Raw genomic sequence first — 15,924 nt, forward strand, 5'->3', positions numbered from 1 at the left:
GGCGTGTCGGCCGGGTGGTTACTGTGCAGTCACTTGATGGCTTGTCATCGGCTGCACAGCCGCCGCACCGGATCCGGAGGCGCCCCATGACCTCGCTCGACCCAGTCCTCGAAGTGTTCGACAAGGATGGCGTACGGCTCACCGTCGAGGATGCCGTCGCCACGGTGACGCTCGCCCATCCGGCCAAGCGCAACGCGCAGTCGCCCGCCCTGTGGCGGGCGCTGGTGGAGGCCGGGCGGTCGCTGCCGGGCAGCGTGCGGGTCGTCGTCCTGCGCGGCGAAGGCAAGTCCTTCTCCGCGGGGCTCGACCGGCAGGCGTTCACGCCCGAGGGCTTCGAGGGCGAGCCGTCCTTCCTGGATCTGGCCCGCGGCTCGGACGAGGAGCTCGACGCCGTCATCGCCGAGTACCAGGAGGCGTTCACCTGGTGGCGCCGCAACGACATCGTGTCGATCGCGGCCGTCCAGGGGCACGCCATCGGCGCCGGGTTCCAGCTCGCGCTCGCCTGCGACCTGCGGGTCGTCGCGCAGGACGTGCAGTTCGCCATGCGCGAGACGAGCCTCGGCCTGGTCCCCGACCTGACGGGCACGCACCCGCTGGTCGCGGCGGTCGGCTACGCCCGCGCGCTGGAGATCTGCGCCACGGGCCGCTTCGTCCAGGCCGCCGAGGCCGAGCGCATCGGTCTCGCGAACCTGGTCGTGCCCGTCGAGGAGCTCGACGGTGCCGTACGCGACCTGGCGGCGGCGCTGCTGGCGGCCCCGCGCGACGCCGTCGTCGAGACGAAGGCGCTGCTGCGGGGTGCGCAGGAGCGTACGTACGAGGAGCAGCGCGTCGCGGAGCGCGCCGCCCAGGCCCGGCGCCTGCGCGACCTGGCGGGCCTCGCCGACTAGTCCTGGCGGTGGGGCACCGCGTACGTGCGCCGGATCCGGTCGGCAAGGGCTACGTGGTGCGGCATCCGCACCCGCGCGATGCCCGCGCCCGCCTCCTGGGGCTGACCGAGACGGGCTGGGCCGCCACGCGCGCCGCCGACCAGGCGGCCCGGGCCGCCGTCGCGCCGTGGCGGGAAGCACTGGGCGAGGCGCGCTTCGGCGAACTCGTCGCCGACCTGACACGACTGACGCCGCCGGGACCGATCCGCCCTGCCTGGTGAGCTGACGACCCACCGCCCGAGCGGCGCGGCGGCGAGGCGTCGTGCCGGGCCCTCCGCGGGCCGGTGGGGCCATTCCGGTCAGGGCGCCGGCCTGCTCGGGGCATGTCCCCCCGCGGCGACGTCCGTGATCAGCACGGTCACCGGTGCCGCCGCGCCGACCGCTGCCCGGACCGCCCGTGCCACGTCCAGCGCGCGGTGGTCCGGCGCGGTCGCCACCTCGATACGGAGGTGGTCGGCCGCCCGGTGCACGGACGGGCCCAGCACCGTCGTCAGCCGCCGCACCCCCGGTACGGCCGCCGCGGCGGCGGCCACCGCGTCGGACAGGTCGACCGCGCCCGCCTCCTCCACGGGGGGTGCGGGCGGTTCCGCTTCCGGGGCGGGCGCGGGACCGTCCAGCAGTGCCGTCACCCGCAGGTCCACCTCCGTCACCACCAGCCCCAGCCGCTCCTCGCACGCCGCGAACAGGGCCGTACGCAGCCCGGCGGCGAGCTCCGGAAGCGGTACGCCGACGCCGTCGGCCGCCGCGAAGTCCGCCGAGAGCCGCAGCGGCCCCGGCGGCAGGGCGCCCGGCGGCCGGGGGAACGGGAGCGCCGGCTCCGGGGCCGCGTCCGGTTCCGCGAGATCGATGCGCAGCCGGCCGGGTGACACGCCCGGCACCCGCCGGGCCGCCCCGCGCAGCACCCCGTCCGCCGCCCGTTCCGCCAGCCAGGCCCCGTCCGCCGGGCTGCCCAGGGGGAGCAGTCGCCCCAGGCTCAGTCGACTGCGTACCGTCGTGGCCCATCCCTCAGCCGTCGTCATTCCTCCAGCCTGCCGCATCCCCGGCGCGAAACCGGGCAACCGCCCTTAATGTGGTCAACGGGGCGCAAACCCGCCTGGAAGGGATGAACGGTGATGAGCGACACCTCACAGACCTCGCAAGCGGCCCAGGCGGCGAAGGCCGGGCAGATCAGGGAACCGGCGGCCGAGGAAGCCCGCAGGAGCTCGGCTACGCGGCGCACCGTCGGCGCGGGCGCCGACCCGGGCTCGCGCGGCCGCACCACCATCGCCGACGGCGTGGTCATGAAGATCGCCGGTCTCGCGGCCCGGGACGTCGACGGCGTCCACGACATGGGCAGCGCGGCCTCGCGCACCTTCGGCTCGGTGCGCGACCGGGTCCCGGGCGGCGGCCGGGCCGGTGTGACGCGCGGCGTGAAGGCCGAGGTCGGCGAGGTCCAGACGGCGCTCGACCTGGAGATCGTCGTGGAGTACGGCGTCTCGATCATCGAGGTCGCGCGGGACGTCCGGGAGAACGTCATCTCGGCGGTGGAGCGGATGACCGGCCTCGAGGTCGTCGAGGTCAACATCGCCGTCAGCGATGTGAAGCTCCCCGACGAGGAGGAAGAGGAGCCCGAGACCCGGATCCAGTAGTCCAGGGGGTCCACGGACCACGAAGGAGCGCAGGATGAGCATGGCGGTGGTCGGCCTGCTGGCCGGGATGGGACTCGGGTTCGCCGGTTACTTCGGCGGCTTCGGCGCGTTTTTGCTGGTCGCCGCGTTGGGCGCGGTCGGCTTCGTGGTGGGGCGGTTCCTCGACGGAGACCTGGAGCCCGGGGACCTCTTCCGGGGCCGCGACCGCGACGACCGGCGGCGGTGACGCCGTGGCGGGGGAAACCGCGGCGGCCACCGGTGTCCGGGCACCCGAGCGCGGCGCGACCGTCATCGCCGACCGCGTCGTCGCGAAGATCGCCGCGCGGGCGGCGCGCGAAGCCCTCGACGACGCCCCCGAGGGCGGCGTACCGGAAGGCGGCGGGCCGCCGCACGCGTCGGTCGTCGTACACCGGGACAGCGCGCGCATCCGGATCAGCCTGGAACTCGGCTACCCCTCCGACATCGGCGCCCAGTGCGGGGCCGTGCGCCGCCACGTCACCCGGCGGGTCGAAGCCCTCGCCGGCATGAGCGTGCCGGAGGTGGCGGTCCAGGTCGAACGGCTCCACTCACCGCAGCGCACCCGCGGGAGGCTCGCGTGAACGGGCGCTTCTGGTCCGTACGGCGCGTCCCCGCCGCCCTCGTCGCGCTCGTGGTCCTCGGCGGCGCGGGCCTGCTGCTGTACGACGTCGCGGCGGTACGGGCCGGGCGGCCCGGCATGCGCTGGCGGCGGGTGCTCCTCGACGAACTGGACCGCCGCCCCCTGGACGACGTGTGGGTGCTCGTGGGCGCCGGGGCCGCGATGGCGCTGGGGCTGTGGCTGCTCGTGCTGGCGGTCACGCCCGGCCTGCGCCGGGTGCTGCCGATGCGCCGCGACGCCGTGCCCGTGCGGGCCGGGCTCGACCGGGAGGCGGTGGCGCTCGTGCTGCGCGACCGGGCGCAGGCCGTTCCGGGCGTGCGCTCCGTACGGGTACGCGCGCGCCGGCGTGCGGTCGCGGTGCGTGCCGTGTCGCACTTCCGCGACCTCGACGACGTACGGGACGACGTGCGCGCGGCGCTGGACGACGGGATCGACGAACTCGGCCTCAAGCGGCCGCCGGCGCTGTCCGTACGCGTCAGGCGCCCGGCGAAGAGGCGGTGAGAGGAGGTGGCCGGAGTGCTCCGTGCCGTCAACCGTGTCCTGGTCGGCCTCGCCGGTCTGCTGCTGCTCTGCGCGGGCGGCGCCGTCCTCGCGGCCGGGCTCGACCTGGGCGTACCGTCCTGGTGGCCGTGGCACGGCCCCGACGCGGTCCTGCTCAGCGAGGCCCGGCGCGGACGGGGCGAGTGGCGGTGGGCCGTCATCGTCGCGGTGCTCGCCGCCCTGGTACTGCTGGCGCTGGTGTGGCTGCTGGCGCAGCTGAGGCAGCGTCGGCTGGCCGAGGTGCTCGTCGACACGGGCGACGGGGAGGGCGCGGTGCTGCGCGGCCGGGCGCTGGAAGGCGCGGTCGAGTCCGAGGCGGAGACCCTGGACGGCGTGGCCCGCGCCCGGGTACGGCTCACCGGGCGCCGCACGGCCCCGGCCGCCCGCGTCTCCCTCCTCCTGGAACCCCACGCCTCCCCGGCCGACACGCTCCGGGAGCTCACCGCCGGAACCCTCGCCCGCGCCCGCGCCTCGGCGCGCCTGGCGGCCCTCCCGGCGGAGGCCCGCCTGCGCGCCGTCAAGCAGGCTCCGCGCCGGGTGAACTGACACCGGGCCCGAACGTCAGAACCCGTGCCGCGCGCCCCCGTCGACCGGCAGCATGACGCCGGTCAGGTACGAGGCGGCCGGCGAGAGCAGGAAGGCGGCGGTGTTGCCGAACTCCTCCGGGGTGCCGTACCTGCGCAGCGGGATGTTCGCCTCGTTCGCCGCGCGCGCCGCAGCCGGGTCGCCCGACAGGGCGTCCAGTTCGCGGACGCGGTCGGTGTCGATGCGGGAGGGCAGCAGGCCGACGACGCGGACGCCGCGCGGCCCCACCTCGTTGGCGAGGGACTTGGCGAAGCCGGCCAGCCCCGGGCGCAGGCCGTTGGAGATCGTCAGGCCGGTGATCGGCTCGTGCACCGAGCCGGAGAGCACGAAGCCGATGACGCCGCCCTCGCCCAGGGCCGCCGCCGCGGCGCGGGCCATCCGCACCGCGCCCAGGAACACCGCGTCGAACGCCGCCCGCCACTGCTCGTCGGTGTTGTCCGCCGCCGAGCCGGGCGGCGGCCCGCCCACGCTGATCAGGATGCCGTCGAAGCGGCCGAAACGCGTCCGGGCGGTGTCGATCAGGCGCTCCGCGGCCGCCGGGTCGGCGTTGTCCGCCGCGACGCCCACGGCGCCGGGCCCCAGTTCGGCCGCCGCCTCCGCAACCGCCTTCTCGTCGCGCGACGAGAGCACGACCCTCGCGCCGTCCGCCACCAGCGCCCGCGCCGACGCGTTGCCCAGGCCCCGTGACGCGCCCGTCACGACGTACACACGGTCCTTCAGTCCAAGATCCATGCGCCCTATCCTGCTCCGCCCGCCTCCTCCTGCGCCAGCGCCAGAGCGGTCCCGACGAGTCCGACGTGGCTGAACGCCTGCGGGAAGTTGCCCAGCTGCCGCCGCGACGACGGGTCGTACTCCTCCGCCAGCAGACCCACGTCGTTGCGCAGCGCGAGCAGCCGCTCGAACAGCTCGCGCGCCTCCTTGTTCCGGCCCGTCATGCGCAGCGCGTCCGCCAGCCAGAAGGAGCACGCGAGGAACGTCCCCTCGTCGCCCGGCAGGCCGTCGACCGCCACCCCCTCGGTGCTGTACCGGCGGATGAAGCCGTCGTGGCTGAGCTCCCGCCGTACCGCGTCCACCGTCCCCACCACCCGCGGATCGTCCGGCGGCAGGAAGCCGACGCGCGGGATCAGCAGCGTCGCCGCGTCCAGCTCCCGCGAACCGTACGACTGCGTGAAGGTGTTCCGGTCGGCGTCGTAGCCCTTCTCGCACACCTCCCGGTGGATCTCGTCCCGCATCGCGCGCCACCGGGTCGCGTCACCGCGCAGGACGGGGTGCTCCTCCAGCGTCCGCACGGCCCGGTCGGCGGCGACCCACGCCATCACCTTCGAGTGCACGAAGTGGCGGCGCGGCCCGCGCACCTCCCACAGCCCCTCGTCCGGCCGCCGCCACGCCGACTCCAGGAAGTTCAGCAGGCTGAGCTGGAGGTTCCACGCGTACGGCTCCGCCTGCAGACCCGCCTCGCGCGCCAGGTAGAGGGAGTCCATGACCTCGCCGTACACGTCGAGCTGGAGCTGGTGCACCGCGGCGTTGCCGATCCGCACCGGGCGCGATCCGGCGTAGCCGCGCAGCCACGGCAGCTCCGTCTCCGGCAGCCGCCGCTCGCCCGCCAGCCCGTACATGATCTGAAGGTCCGCCGGGTCACCCGCCACCGCCCGCAGCAACCAGTCCCGCCACGCCGACGCCTCCTCCAGGTACCCGGCGGACAGCAGCGCGCCCAGCGTGAGCGTCGAGTCGCGCAGCCAGCAGTAGCGGTAGTCCCAGTTGCGTACGCCGCCGATCTCCTCCGGCAGCGAGGTCGTCGGCGCGGCCACGATCCCGCCCGTCGGGGCGTACGTCAGCGCCTTCAGCGTGATGAGCGAGCGCAGCACCGCCTCCCGGTACGGCCCCTCGTACACGCACTGCGCCGCCCACGCCTTCCAGTCCTCGAGCGTGTGTTCCAGCGCCTCGTACGGGTCGACCAGTGGCGGGCGCGGCTGGTGCGAAGGGTGCCACGTCAGCACGAACGCCACCTTCTCGCCCGGGCGGACGGTGAAGGACGAGCAGGTGCTGTACTGCTGCCCCCACGTCCTGACCTCGGGTTCGCTGCGCAGCCATACGGAGTCGGGGCCGGCGACCGCCACCCGGTGCCCGTCCAAGCGGCGCACCCACGGCACGATCGACCCGTGGTCGAAGCGCAGCCGCAGCACGCCCGCCATCTCGACCGCGCCGCTGACGCCTTCGACGATCCGTACGACGTCGGGCGCCTGGTCGCGCTGCGGCATGAAGTCGAGGACCCGGACGGTGCCGGTGCGGGTCTCCCAGACCGTCTCCAGGATGAGCGAGTCGGTCAGGTAGCCCCGGCGCGTGCACACCGTCGCGTCCTTGGGCGCGATCCGCCAGTGGCCGTTGTTCTCATCGCCGAGCAGGGCCGCGAAACAGGCCGACGAGTCGAAGCGGGGCAGGCACAGCCAGTCGATGGAGCCGTCCTTGCCCACCAGCGCGGCGGTCTGGAGATCCCCGATGAGGGCGTAGTCCTCGATGCGTTGCGTCACCCCAGGCGTGTTCCCGCACCGGCGTTCGGTTAAGCAGGGCGCATCGCGGAGTGCCGGGGGCCGGGGGCCGGGGCGGGTGTCAGGGGGCGGACGGCGCGGTGGCCCCGGCGGTCTCGGCCGCGTCCGCGTCCGTCGCGTGCGGGTCCGCGTCCGCTGCGTCCGCTGCGGCCGCCGCCTCTGCCGCCGCCGCGAGGTCGCGCTTCTCGCGGCGCACCAGCACCACCCAGCCGACCGGGACACCCGCGGCGAAGAGCCACCACTGCACGGCGTACGCCATGTGCGCCCCGATGGAGTCGTGGTCCGGCTCCGGGATCAGCTCCGGGAGGTCACCGGAGGGCTGCGGCTCCGTCTGCTCCAGGTAGCCGCCGAGCACCTCGCGCCCGAGGCGCTGGGCCTGCTGCTCGCTGTTGATCAGCATCACCTGGCGGGGCGGCAGGCCGCTGAGGTCCTTGATGCCGCTGGCGCCGGTCGACTCGTCGGCCTTGAGGCGGCCTGTGACGGTCACCTCGCCCTTGGGGGCGGGCGGCACCTCCGGGAAGGCGGCCTGGTCGTCGGCGGCGGGGACCCAGCCCCGGTTCACCAGGACCACGCGGCCGTCGGTGAGGAGGAAGGGGGTCAGGACGAAGAAGCCGACCTTGTCGTCGGCGTTGGTCCGGCGGCGTACGACGACCTCGTGCGCGGTGTCGAAGGTGCCGGTGGCGGTCACCTGGCGCCAGTAGTCGGCGCGCGGGACGGTGTGCCCGGGGGAGGTGAGCTCCGCCACGGGGACGGGCTCGGCCCGGAGGTTGTCCGCGATCAGGGCGTTCTGGGCGACCCGGTGCTCGTGCCGGTGGAACTGCCAGAAGCCCAGCTCGATCATCACGGGGATGAGGACGAGGGCGAGGAGGGTGAGGATCACCCACTGCCGGGACAACAGGAAGCGGTACACCCCACGACGGTACAACCGGCGCCATGGGGTGCACCGAGGGGGGTGCGGGATGGGGGGTGCGTCACACTTTGTCGACGATGCCCACCTGGCCCTTCTCCGCACGGGCGCAGTGCCCGCCGCAGAACCACTGGCCGTCGACCTCGACGCCCTGACCGATGATCTGGACCCGGCAGTGCTCGCAGATGGGCGCCATGCGGTGGATGGCGCAGGCGAAGCAGTCGAAGACGTGCACCGCGCCCTGCGCGTGCACCTCGAAGGACATCCCGTAGTCGTTTCCGCAGACCTCACAACGTGCCATGCGCCACAGGGTGCGGTGTACGTCCGGGGAAGGGGCGGCGCAACGCCCGGACCGTCACTCGTCTGCTGAGTCCTTCGAGGCCTCGGCCGGGGCCACGTCGCGGAGCAGATGGGTGAACGCCGCCTCGTCGACGATCGGCGTGCCGAAGGACTTCGCCTTGACCGTCTTGGAGGTCGCCGCGTCCGGGTCGTTGGTGACGAGCAGGCTCGTCAGCCGCGACACGCTGGTGGCCACATGCAGGCCCGCCTCGATCGCGCGGTCCTCCAGCAGCTCTCGCTCGACGGACGTATCGCCCGAAAAGGCAACACGCATCCCCTGCTTGAGTGGTTTGTCCGCTTCGTAACGCCCCGGGTTCGGGTACGGGCACGCAGGCCGCTTCCGCGACGGCCGCCAGCTGTTCGCGCGGTACGACGACGTGGCCTGCTGCCCGGCGCGCGGCATCGGCACGGACGGCGACGGCGCCCACTCCGTCAGCGGACGGCACTCCAGCAGCGGCAGCCGTACGCCCCGCTCGGCCGCCGCGTGCAGGCTGGGGCGGAACGCCTCCGCCAGCACGCGCGCGTCGTCCAGCGCGTTGTGCGCGCGCTGTTGGACGACGCCGAAGTGCGCGGCGAGGGACTCCAGCTTGAGGTTGGGCAGAGGGAGCGCCAGCTCCTTGGCGAGCGCGATGGTGCACAGCCGCCGGCGTACGGGTGCGGTGTGCTCGGCGCGCGCGTACTCCCGGGCGATCATCGACCAGTCGAACATGGCGTTGTGCGCGACGAGCACCCGGCCGTCGAGCCGCCGCGAGAACTCCGCGACGATGTCGGCGAAGAGCGGCGCCCCCTCCAGCACGCTGGTCGTCAGACCGTGGATCCACACCGGGCCCGGATCCCGCTCCGGGTTGACCAGCGTGTACCAGTGGTCCTCGACGTTGCCCTGCGCGTCGAGCCGGTAGACGGCAGCCGACACTATCCGGTCGTCGCGGGCGAGGCCGGTGGTCTCCACGTCGACGACCGCGTACCCCTCTTGGGGGTAGGCGGTCGGCCACGCTGCTGCTGTCGTGCGGTCGTCGAGCATGGTCACTGAGAATAGAGGCCGCCACTGACAACGCCGCCCCCGGCATCCCCCGTGCACGCCCCTTCGGCCCGCCGTGTTGACGCCCCGAGGCGCTGTCCCCCTGCCGACGACGGCAGTTGGGAGTGGTTCAGCCGAGAGCCGCGAGCAGGTCCCCGGCCGCCGCCTGTTCCAGGCCGCAGCCGTCGACGGCGCCCGGCAGCAACCGGTACACCGTGCCCGACGCCCGTTCGGGTGCCACCGAGCCGTCCAGCAGGGCCAGCAGGACATGCCTCCCGGCCGCCGCCCGGGCGGCCGATGCCACCGGATCCTCCCCGGCCCGCCGCGCGTCCGGTGCCCGGTTCGTGCGGATACGCCGGGCGTACGAGCCGAGGGTCTCGCCGACGTGCCGGGTGAAGTAGACCAGTTCCCCGTCGCGCAGGACGGCGGTCTCCTCCGCCCGTGCGGCCGCGTGCCACACGGCCAGGTCCCACAGGGTCGTACGCCCGGCCGAGAAGTACTGGAACAGGTCCTTCCCGATCCGGCCCAGGTCGCGGCTGTGCCGCGCGACGCTGTGATACCCCTCGGACGGCGGCAGGTGCAGATCCGTCCACAGGAAGGCGCCCCGCTCCAGGTCGACCAGCATCGGCACATGGATCCTGGACTCGCCCACCAGGTCGTAGCGCTGGCGCACCGTCTTGGGGTCGTACCGCGCGCTCCTGGCCTCCTTCGACGGCAGCGACATGAAACCGGCGAACGCGTCGGCGAGTTGGTCGAAGGGGATGTTGTTGTAGCTGAAGACGAGGGGCAGCACGAACCGCACGCCCGCCGCCCTGAGCCCGTCCAGGTCCAGGTCGACGTACTCCGTCGCCCCGTACGGCGCCGGCGCGGACGTCAGGTCGCCGGAGTGGACAGCGGCCCTGCGCCCGTACACCAGGCGGGTGTAGTCGCACAGGCCGAGGTACGCCCACTCCGCGTCGTACAGCGCGACCGACAGGTCCAGGTCGACCCGCGTCCCCCGGGGCTGCGTCCAGTGCAGGAACAGCCGCAGCACCTCGCCCTCCGGCAGCTGCTGCGTGCTGCCGCGCGGAACCGACACCAGGGCCTTGGCGGCGGCCCCCTCGGCGGAGGGGACGGCAAGCCCGGACAGGCCCGCGTCGAGCACGGCCAGCCGGAAGCGGGAGGCGGTGGACAGCCGGCGCAGCACCTCCGCCTCCAGCAGGCCGCACACCCGCTCGGTGACGGCGGCGGGCAGCGGCGCGCGCGTGTCCTCGAGCGTGTACGCGTGGGTCACCCGGCCGCGCGGGAAGAACACCCTCCGCTCGGCGGGCAGGTGACGTCCCCGCAGGCGTCCGAGCGCGGCCAGCAGCGGGCCGGGACCCGCACCCGGGAGGACCTCCATCAGCGCCCGGGCCTCTGCGTCCGTCAGGCTCGCGCCGGCCTCGCCGTCCAGGCGCAGCAGGTGGTCCAGGCGACGCAGCAGCTCTCCGGGCCGCTGGAGGAGCAGGGCGAGGGCCGTGGAGCGGTCCCGGGCGCGCAGGGCCTCCTCGACCCGGCCGGACCAGGTGTTCGCCCTGATGCGCGTGCCGGCGATCCGCACCGCACGCGGGTGCTCGGCCGCCGTGCGCCGCAGCGCCTCGCCGAGGGAGGCGGAGACGGCCGCGGTGTCGGTCCCGCGCAGCACCGCGAAGGCGAGGGCCGCCTTCGGGTGGTCGCCGTGCCGCTCATACGGGTGGAGGACCTCGGCGGCACGCTTCCACGGCCCCGGGTACCGCAGCACGTCCTCGACCAGCGACTCGGCGGCCAGCCCGTCCAGGACGGCGAGCAGCTGCCGGCGCAGGCCGCGCGGCAGGGACCGGAAGCGGTGCCGCTCCAGCAGGTCCGGCTCGCCGCCCGACCAGACGGCGAGCAGCCGCAGCACGTCGGTCGCGGTGGTCAGCCGCTCGTCCAGCAGGGGGCGTACGGCCTCCCGCGTGCGCGGGTCGAGCAGCAGCGAACCCAGGACGAGCGCCTTGGTCTCCCGTACGGGAACGTCCTCGGGCAGCCAGTCCAGCGCGGGCGGCGCGTACGCCAGGAGCACCTTCAGGTCGTCACGGTCCTGCGGCGGCAGCGGCGTACGGCGGGCCAGCAGCGCGCCCAGCGCCTTGGCGGCGTCGGCGGACGGGTCGGTGCCCAGGTCGAGCGGGCACAGCGGGCCGCCGGGCGACGCTCCGGGCGTGCGGTGCGGCCGTGCGGCCGGCTTCAGGAACGGGTCCGCCGGGTCGATGCGGCGGTGGCAGAGGGGGCAGCCGGCGTAGTCGGCGCCGTCCCAGCAGGCCCGGCACACCAGATGCGCGCAGGGCGAGACGGGCTCGACACCGCCGACCGTGCCGCACAGCACGCACGGCTGGGCGGGCCACTGGAGCAGCAGCGCGAAGACCCGGTCCACATAGAGCCGGTCGGTGTCGTCCGGAACGGAGACCGGGAAATTGCGGAACAACGGCATATGGGTGCGATCCGACCCCAGCTCGGCGTCCAGCCGGCCCAGCAGCTCCTTGCCCGCCTCCGCGAGCCCGGCCGGCCCCAGCCACGCGAGCGCGGCCCGCAGGCGCGCCGTCGGTGTGAATCCGCGGTCCAGGAGCTCGGCCTCCAGGGCGACGAGCCCTTCGGTCGTCGGCCCGTCCCCGGGGCGGGGCCCGGCCCCACCGACGTAGACCGTACGGAGACGGCGGAGCAGTACGGACGACAGCGCGGACAAACAGATCCCCCTGGGAACCCGGTTACGGGCAGAAGAGTGTGAAGCGGGGACGGAGAGTGAGCGCGCTACACGGATTCTTTAGGTTAAGAAGGAGAAGGAAGCACGCGTGCGGAGCCGTCCCCGCGAGCACGGACTCTAGGGAACGCCCGTACGAGGCCGCCACCCAATTAACGGGGCCGCCGACGGGCATCCGGCCCACGCGGGTGAGACCCTCACCGGGTGACCGATGCACCACCCCACGACGAGGCGCACGCCGGCGCGCTCGGCACCCGCCTCAACTGGCTGCGCGCCGCCGTCCTCGGAGCCAACGACGGCGTCGTCTCCACCGCCGGACTCGTCGTCGGCGTCGCCGGCGCCACCGATGACCGCGCCACACTCCTCACGGCCGGCCTCGCGGGCCTGCTGGCCGGCTCCATGTCCATGGCGGTGGGGGAGTACGTCTCCGTCTCCACGCAGCGCGACTCCGAGAAGGCCGCCCTGGCCCAGGAGAAGCGCGAACTGCGCGAGCAGCCGGGCGCCGAACTCGACGAACTCACCGACCTCCTGGCGGCCCGCGGTCTGAGCCGCGACGTCGCCCGCGAGGCCGCCGAACAACTCACGGAACGCGACGCCCTGCGCGCCCACGCGCGCGTGGAGCTGGGCATCGACCCCGACGAGCTGACCAACCCCTGGCACGCGGCCGGAGCGAGCTTCCTCGCCTTCACGGTCGGAGCCCTGCTCCCGCTCCTCGCCATCGTCCTGCCCCCCGCGCCCCTGCGCCTCCCCGTCACGGTCCTCTCGGTCCTCGCGGCCCTCACCCTCACCGGCTGGTCTAGCGCCCGCCTCGGCGACGCCCCGGTGCGCCCGGCGGTCCTCCGGGTGGTGGGCGGGGGCGCGCTGGCGATGGCGGTGACGTACGGGGCGGGGTCGCTGCTGGGGGCGGCGGGGGTTTAGTCGTGGCGGCGGGTGATGCGGCCGGGCGGGAAGAGGTCTTCGCCGATGGTGGGCGTGTTGCCTGACAGGGTGATGGTCAGTTCCTCCAGGTCGAGGAGGGGGCGGAGGTCGATGGGGCCGTCGTGGCCACGGCAGTACGACAGCCAGAGAGAGGTGAGGTCGGGAAGGTCACGCAGCGGCTCCAGGCCTCCGACCAGCGCGCATCGGTACAGGGTGAGTTCGGTGAGCCCGCCCAGCGGAACGAGCGATCGGAGGTCGAGTTCGGTCTGCCACTGCAGGCGGAGGAAGTGCAGCTCGGGGAGGGACTGCTGCGCCAGCAACTCGTCGCGTTGCCTGTCGCTTGCCAGCGACAGCCAGCGCAGGCGTGGCCACTGGCTGATGTCGTCGAGGTGTAGATGTCTGCTGTCCCGGTACAAGGCGAGTTCTGAGAGCTGAGGCCCTATCGGCAACTGTGCCACGCGATTGACACGGCACGGGAAATCCAAGGCTAAGTGCTGCAGCCTCTTCATACCGCGCAGCGCGTCCAGAGAGAGGCCCGGCGCTGCCTCGAAGAGATAAAGCCGTTCGAGGTCGCTCCCAGTGAGCGGAACCAGGTCCGTCAGAGCACTGCACCTTTCCAGGGAGAGCAGTCGTAGGGAAGGAATGTGTTCCAGCGGTCCGAGGTCGGTGAGGATCGGGTTGTTGTGCACGTACACGAACTTTGGCGCTATGAGCGTCAGCAGCGGTCCGAGGTCGGTGTGTGGCCCCTCCACAGAGACATACGTCGCTTCAGGAGCATGGCGCAAGGCCGCGAATTGCTCTGGGGTGCGCACATTCAGGTATGTGGATGCCCATACCGTTGAGCTCAGCACCCGCCGCGCGTACGTCTCGGCGTCGAAGCGCACCCACGCTTCGGATACCTCGTCCGCGACCCGAAACCGCTTGTCCTTCCGGAACCGTGCTAGTACCTCCATCGCTGCATCCCCACCCACCAGCCCCGCCGTCCGCACCACCGCCGCAGCCGCCTCCTCCTCCAGCCCCTCCGGCCCCGGCAGCAGCTCCAGCACCAGCTCGCCCACCTTGGCCAGCTCCTCCGCGTCCGCGAGCGAGCGCGGTGGCACAAGCTCCCTCGCGCGGGTCTCCACCTCCGCCCGCACCGCCGGGTCCAGCTCCGGCGCGTGCTCCAGGCAGGCCGCGGCCAGGAGGACCAGGCGGTGGCGGAGCCGGGGCGCGCGGTCGGCGCGCTTGAGCAGCTGCCGCAGCAGACGCGCGCGCTCCTCCACGCGCGCGTGGCCCACGGCCATGCGGACGACGTCGTCCCACTGGTCGTCGTCCGCGTGGCGCACCAGCACGCCGAAGTCCCGCGACTCCACCGCCGCCTTGGCGCCCAGGTAGTCCTGGAACGTGCGGTGGACGAAGTCGACGGAGCCCGGCACCGGCTCGCGCAACAGGCCGCTGCGGATCAGCAGGTGGGCGAAGACGGCGTCCGGGCCGGCGGTCACCTGGGGCATCGCGGTGAGCCACTCGCCCACCATCTCGACGGCCTCCGCGCGCGCCGCCTCCGCCTGCCCGTTGCGGACCAGCCAGTACGCCAGGCGCTGGAGCAGCGCGGTCTGCTCCTCGCGGGACAGGGCCACGCCCTCCACGCAGCCGATCTCGCGCTCCATGTCACGCCGTACGAGCAGCATGTCGAGCGCCGCGTCGTACAGCTCCTTGCGGGCGCGCGGAAGGTGCATGCGCCGGTCGCGGTTGAGGGCGCACAGCAGCGCGCACATCAGGGGGTTGGTGGCCAGCCGCCCGAGGTCCCGGCGGGTCGTGACGGCTTGGAGGAGCGACTGCTCGTACGTGTCGAGGAGTTCCGCCTCCCCGGGGCTCTCCAGCCGAGCCGAGGCGTGCCAGTGCGCGACGAAGGCCCGGATGTCCTCGCGGTCCATCGGCAGCAGCGAGCGGGCCGTGAAGCCCTGGGTGGCGAGCCAGTCCTCCGGTACGGCGGACGGCCGCGTGGTCACCACGTACCGCGCCTCTGGGAAGGCGGCGATCAGCGACTTCAGCCACGCCACGGTACGGCCGCGCAGCCGGGCCGGTACCTCGTCGACACCGTCGACCAGCACCAGGGCCCGCCCGGACGACAGCAGCGACTCCACCCACCCCCCGGGCGCCGAGCCGTGCAGCGGGACGCCCGCCGCCCGCAGGAAGTCGTCCGGGAGGGGCAGGGCCTCCGCCGAGGTGAAGGCGCGCAGCCGCAGGACGAACGGCACGCACCGGTTCCAGTCGGCCAGCTCGGCGGGGAAGGTGCGCCGGGCCGCGTTGAGCGCGAGCCACTGCACGAGCGTGGACTTGCCGGAGCCCGCCGGGCCGCGCAACAGGACCCGGTCCGACTCGGCGAGCGCCTGCTCGGCCGTGACGGCGCCCCGGCCCGCGTGCGGCAGGTCCATGGCGTCGCGCCGCTCCACGCCGCCCGTGTCGCTCACCGTGAGGCTGATGTAGGCCGTGTCCAGCGGCCACTCGCTCGCCGACCGTCCGAGGGTCAGCCCGAACAGCTCCAGCCGCCCGTACGTCTCCGTCACGTACGTCGCGTACCGCTCCTCGAACTCCGCCGCCGCCGCGTCCCGGCGGCGGTGCGGGGCGGTGGCCAGGTCCTCCACCAGGGCTCGGGTGCGACCGGCCGCACGGGTTTGTTCGACCGCCGCGCGGGCCGGGAACGACGGGTGCGCCGTCAGCTGCTCCACCAAGTGCGCGCAGCACAGCGCGAGCAGCTCCTCGTACAGGTCGAGCGCGCGCGTGCTCAGCCCGGCCGCCGGCGCGCACAGCTCACCGGCCAGCCGCCCCGGCTCCAGGTCGAGCCGGAAGAGGCGTTCCGCGTCGATCTCCCCGGCGGCCGCGAAGGTGTCCCGTACGGAGTCGACCGCCGCCAGCCGTTCGTGCTCGGGAAGGGAACCGTACGGCGCGGTGAGCCGCTCGGACAGGACCCGTGCCAGCCGGTCCGGTTTCGCCGGGCGGGGGAGGGGGCGCACGGGGCGGTCCACCAGCCCCGCGCCCGCCCTGGGGGCGACCAGCGACCGCGCGACCGCGCCCAGCACCGTACCGGCGAGACGAGCGACCGCAAGTTCCATACCCTGCACGGCGATTGATCCCCCTCACGCTGCCCCTGCCACCGGATCGTACGCCGC

General features: G+C 74.0%; 16 protein-coding genes. 8 read left to right on the plus strand and 8 right to left on the minus strand.

Annotated features, from left to right (window positions below):
- Positions 1–86: 86 nt before the first annotated feature.
- On the plus strand, positions 87–887 hold the full coding sequence (locus ACZ42X_RS23285; RefSeq protein ID WP_468293238.1) for an enoyl-CoA hydratase/isomerase family protein: 801 nt from the start codon (positions 87–89) through the stop codon (positions 885–887).
- Between the two features lie 8 nt (positions 888–895).
- A complete protein-coding gene (locus tag ACZ42X_RS23290) occupies positions 896–1,147 on the plus strand; it encodes a hypothetical protein (RefSeq protein ID WP_468293240.1) in 252 nt (83 codons plus the stop codon).
- Between the two features lie 78 nt (positions 1,148–1,225).
- Here the strand turns inward: ACZ42X_RS23290 and ACZ42X_RS23295 are convergent, their stop codons facing one another.
- Positions 1,226–1,945 (minus strand): hypothetical protein, encoded by a 720-nt coding sequence (locus ACZ42X_RS23295; protein ID WP_468293243.1) that lies wholly within the window; start codon positions 1,943–1,945, stop codon positions 1,226–1,228.
- Between the two features lie 93 nt (positions 1,946–2,038).
- On the opposite strand from ACZ42X_RS23295, the gene ACZ42X_RS23300 reads away from it, so the two are divergent.
- From ACZ42X_RS23300 to amaP, 5 genes are read left to right on the plus strand one after another with little or no spacing between them, the layout of a single operon-like run.
- The gene (locus ACZ42X_RS23300; RefSeq protein ID WP_468293246.1) at positions 2,039–2,554 is read left to right on the plus strand and encodes an Asp23/Gls24 family envelope stress response protein; all 516 of its coding nucleotides are present in this window, start codon (positions 2,039–2,041) and stop codon (positions 2,552–2,554) included.
- 34 nt (positions 2,555–2,588) lie between these two features.
- Entirely contained in the window at positions 2,589–2,780 is a 192-nt protein-coding gene (locus ACZ42X_RS23305; RefSeq protein ID WP_468293249.1) for a hypothetical protein, read from the plus strand.
- A gap of 4 nt (positions 2,781–2,784) precedes the next feature.
- On the plus strand, positions 2,785–3,153 hold the full coding sequence (locus ACZ42X_RS23310) for an Asp23/Gls24 family envelope stress response protein (protein WP_361415008.1): 369 nt from the start codon (positions 2,785–2,787) through the stop codon (positions 3,151–3,153).
- Positions 3,150–3,692, plus strand: coding sequence for a DUF6286 domain-containing protein (locus ACZ42X_RS23315; RefSeq protein ID WP_468293253.1), 543 nt, complete (start codon positions 3,150–3,152; stop codon positions 3,690–3,692). The genes ACZ42X_RS23310 and ACZ42X_RS23315 overlap by 4 nt, the downstream gene beginning before the upstream one ends.
- 6 nt (positions 3,693–3,698) lie before the next feature.
- A complete protein-coding gene (gene amaP, locus ACZ42X_RS23320) occupies positions 3,699–4,277 on the plus strand; it encodes an alkaline shock response membrane anchor protein AmaP (protein ID WP_468293255.1) in 579 nt (192 codons plus the stop codon).
- A gap of 15 nt (positions 4,278–4,292) precedes the next feature.
- Here amaP and ACZ42X_RS23325 read toward each other — a convergent pair whose 3' ends face one another.
- The 6 genes from ACZ42X_RS23325 to ACZ42X_RS23350 all read right to left on the minus strand — a co-directional run bounded on the left by ACZ42X_RS23325 (position 4,293) and on the right by ACZ42X_RS23350 (position 11,842).
- Positions 4,293–5,048, minus strand: coding sequence for an SDR family oxidoreductase (locus ACZ42X_RS23325; protein ID WP_468293257.1), 756 nt, complete (start codon positions 5,046–5,048; stop codon positions 4,293–4,295).
- A gap of 5 nt (positions 5,049–5,053) precedes the next feature.
- On the minus strand, positions 5,054–6,844 hold the full coding sequence (locus tag ACZ42X_RS23330; RefSeq protein ID WP_468293260.1) for a glycoside hydrolase family 15 protein: 1,791 nt from the start codon (positions 6,842–6,844) through the stop codon (positions 5,054–5,056).
- 79 nt (positions 6,845–6,923) lie between these two features.
- Positions 6,924–7,772 carry an SURF1 family cytochrome oxidase biogenesis protein gene (locus tag ACZ42X_RS23335; RefSeq protein ID WP_468293263.1) on the minus strand — a complete coding sequence of 283 codons (849 nt, stop codon included), beginning with the start codon at positions 7,770–7,772 and terminating at the stop codon, positions 6,924–6,926.
- A 61-nt stretch (positions 7,773–7,833) separates the two neighbouring features.
- Positions 7,834–8,070 (minus strand): hypothetical protein, encoded by a 237-nt coding sequence (locus ACZ42X_RS23340; protein ID WP_078887695.1) that lies wholly within the window; start codon positions 8,068–8,070, stop codon positions 7,834–7,836.
- A gap of 54 nt (positions 8,071–8,124) precedes the next feature.
- Positions 8,125–9,135 carry a DEDDh family exonuclease gene (locus ACZ42X_RS23345; RefSeq protein ID WP_468293266.1) on the minus strand — a complete coding sequence of 337 codons (1,011 nt, stop codon included), beginning with the start codon at positions 9,133–9,135 and terminating at the stop codon, positions 8,125–8,127.
- Positions 9,136–9,256: 121 nt separating this feature from the next.
- A complete protein-coding gene (locus ACZ42X_RS23350) occupies positions 9,257–11,842 on the minus strand; it encodes an MXAN_6230/SCO0854 family RING domain-containing protein (RefSeq protein WP_468293269.1) in 2,586 nt (861 codons plus the stop codon).
- 219 nt (positions 11,843–12,061) lie between these two features.
- On the opposite strand from ACZ42X_RS23350, the gene ACZ42X_RS23355 reads away from it, so the two are divergent.
- Complete coding sequence (locus ACZ42X_RS23355; protein WP_468293271.1) at positions 12,062–12,775, plus strand: VIT1/CCC1 transporter family protein; 714 nt, start codon at positions 12,062–12,064, stop codon at positions 12,773–12,775.
- Here ACZ42X_RS23355 and ACZ42X_RS23360 read toward each other — a convergent pair.
- On the minus strand, positions 12,772–15,867 hold the full coding sequence (locus ACZ42X_RS23360) for an NACHT domain-containing protein (RefSeq protein WP_468293274.1): 3,096 nt from the start codon (positions 15,865–15,867) through the stop codon (positions 12,772–12,774). The genes ACZ42X_RS23355 and ACZ42X_RS23360 overlap by 4 nt on opposite strands.
- Positions 15,868–15,924 lie beyond the last annotated feature (57 nt).

The sequence above is a fragment of the Streptomyces sp. NPDC030862 genome, assembly GCF_055571835.1.

Coding starts and splice junctions, on each gene's coding strand:
- ACZ42X_RS23360 (WP_468293274.1), bottom strand. CDS start 15,867: ATGGAACTTGCGGTCGCTCGTCTCGCCGGTACGGTGCTGGGCGCGGTC.
- ACZ42X_RS23305 (WP_468293249.1), top strand. CDS start 2,589: ATGAGCATGGCGGTGGTCGGCCTGCTGGCCGGGATGGGACTCGGGTTC.
- ACZ42X_RS23325 (WP_468293257.1), bottom strand. CDS start 5,048: ATGGATCTTGGACTGAAGGACCGTGTGTACGTCGTGACGGGCGCGTCA.
- ACZ42X_RS23340 (WP_078887695.1), bottom strand. CDS start 8,070: ATGGCACGTTGTGAGGTCTGCGGAAACGACTACGGGATGTCCTTCGAG.
- ACZ42X_RS23295 (WP_468293243.1), bottom strand. CDS start 1,945: ATGACGACGGCTGAGGGATGGGCCACGACGGTACGCAGTCGACTGAGC.
- ACZ42X_RS23285 (WP_468293238.1), top strand. CDS start 87: ATGACCTCGCTCGACCCAGTCCTCGAAGTGTTCGACAAGGATGGCGTA.
- ACZ42X_RS23300 (WP_468293246.1), top strand. CDS start 2,039: ATGAGCGACACCTCACAGACCTCGCAAGCGGCCCAGGCGGCGAAGGCC.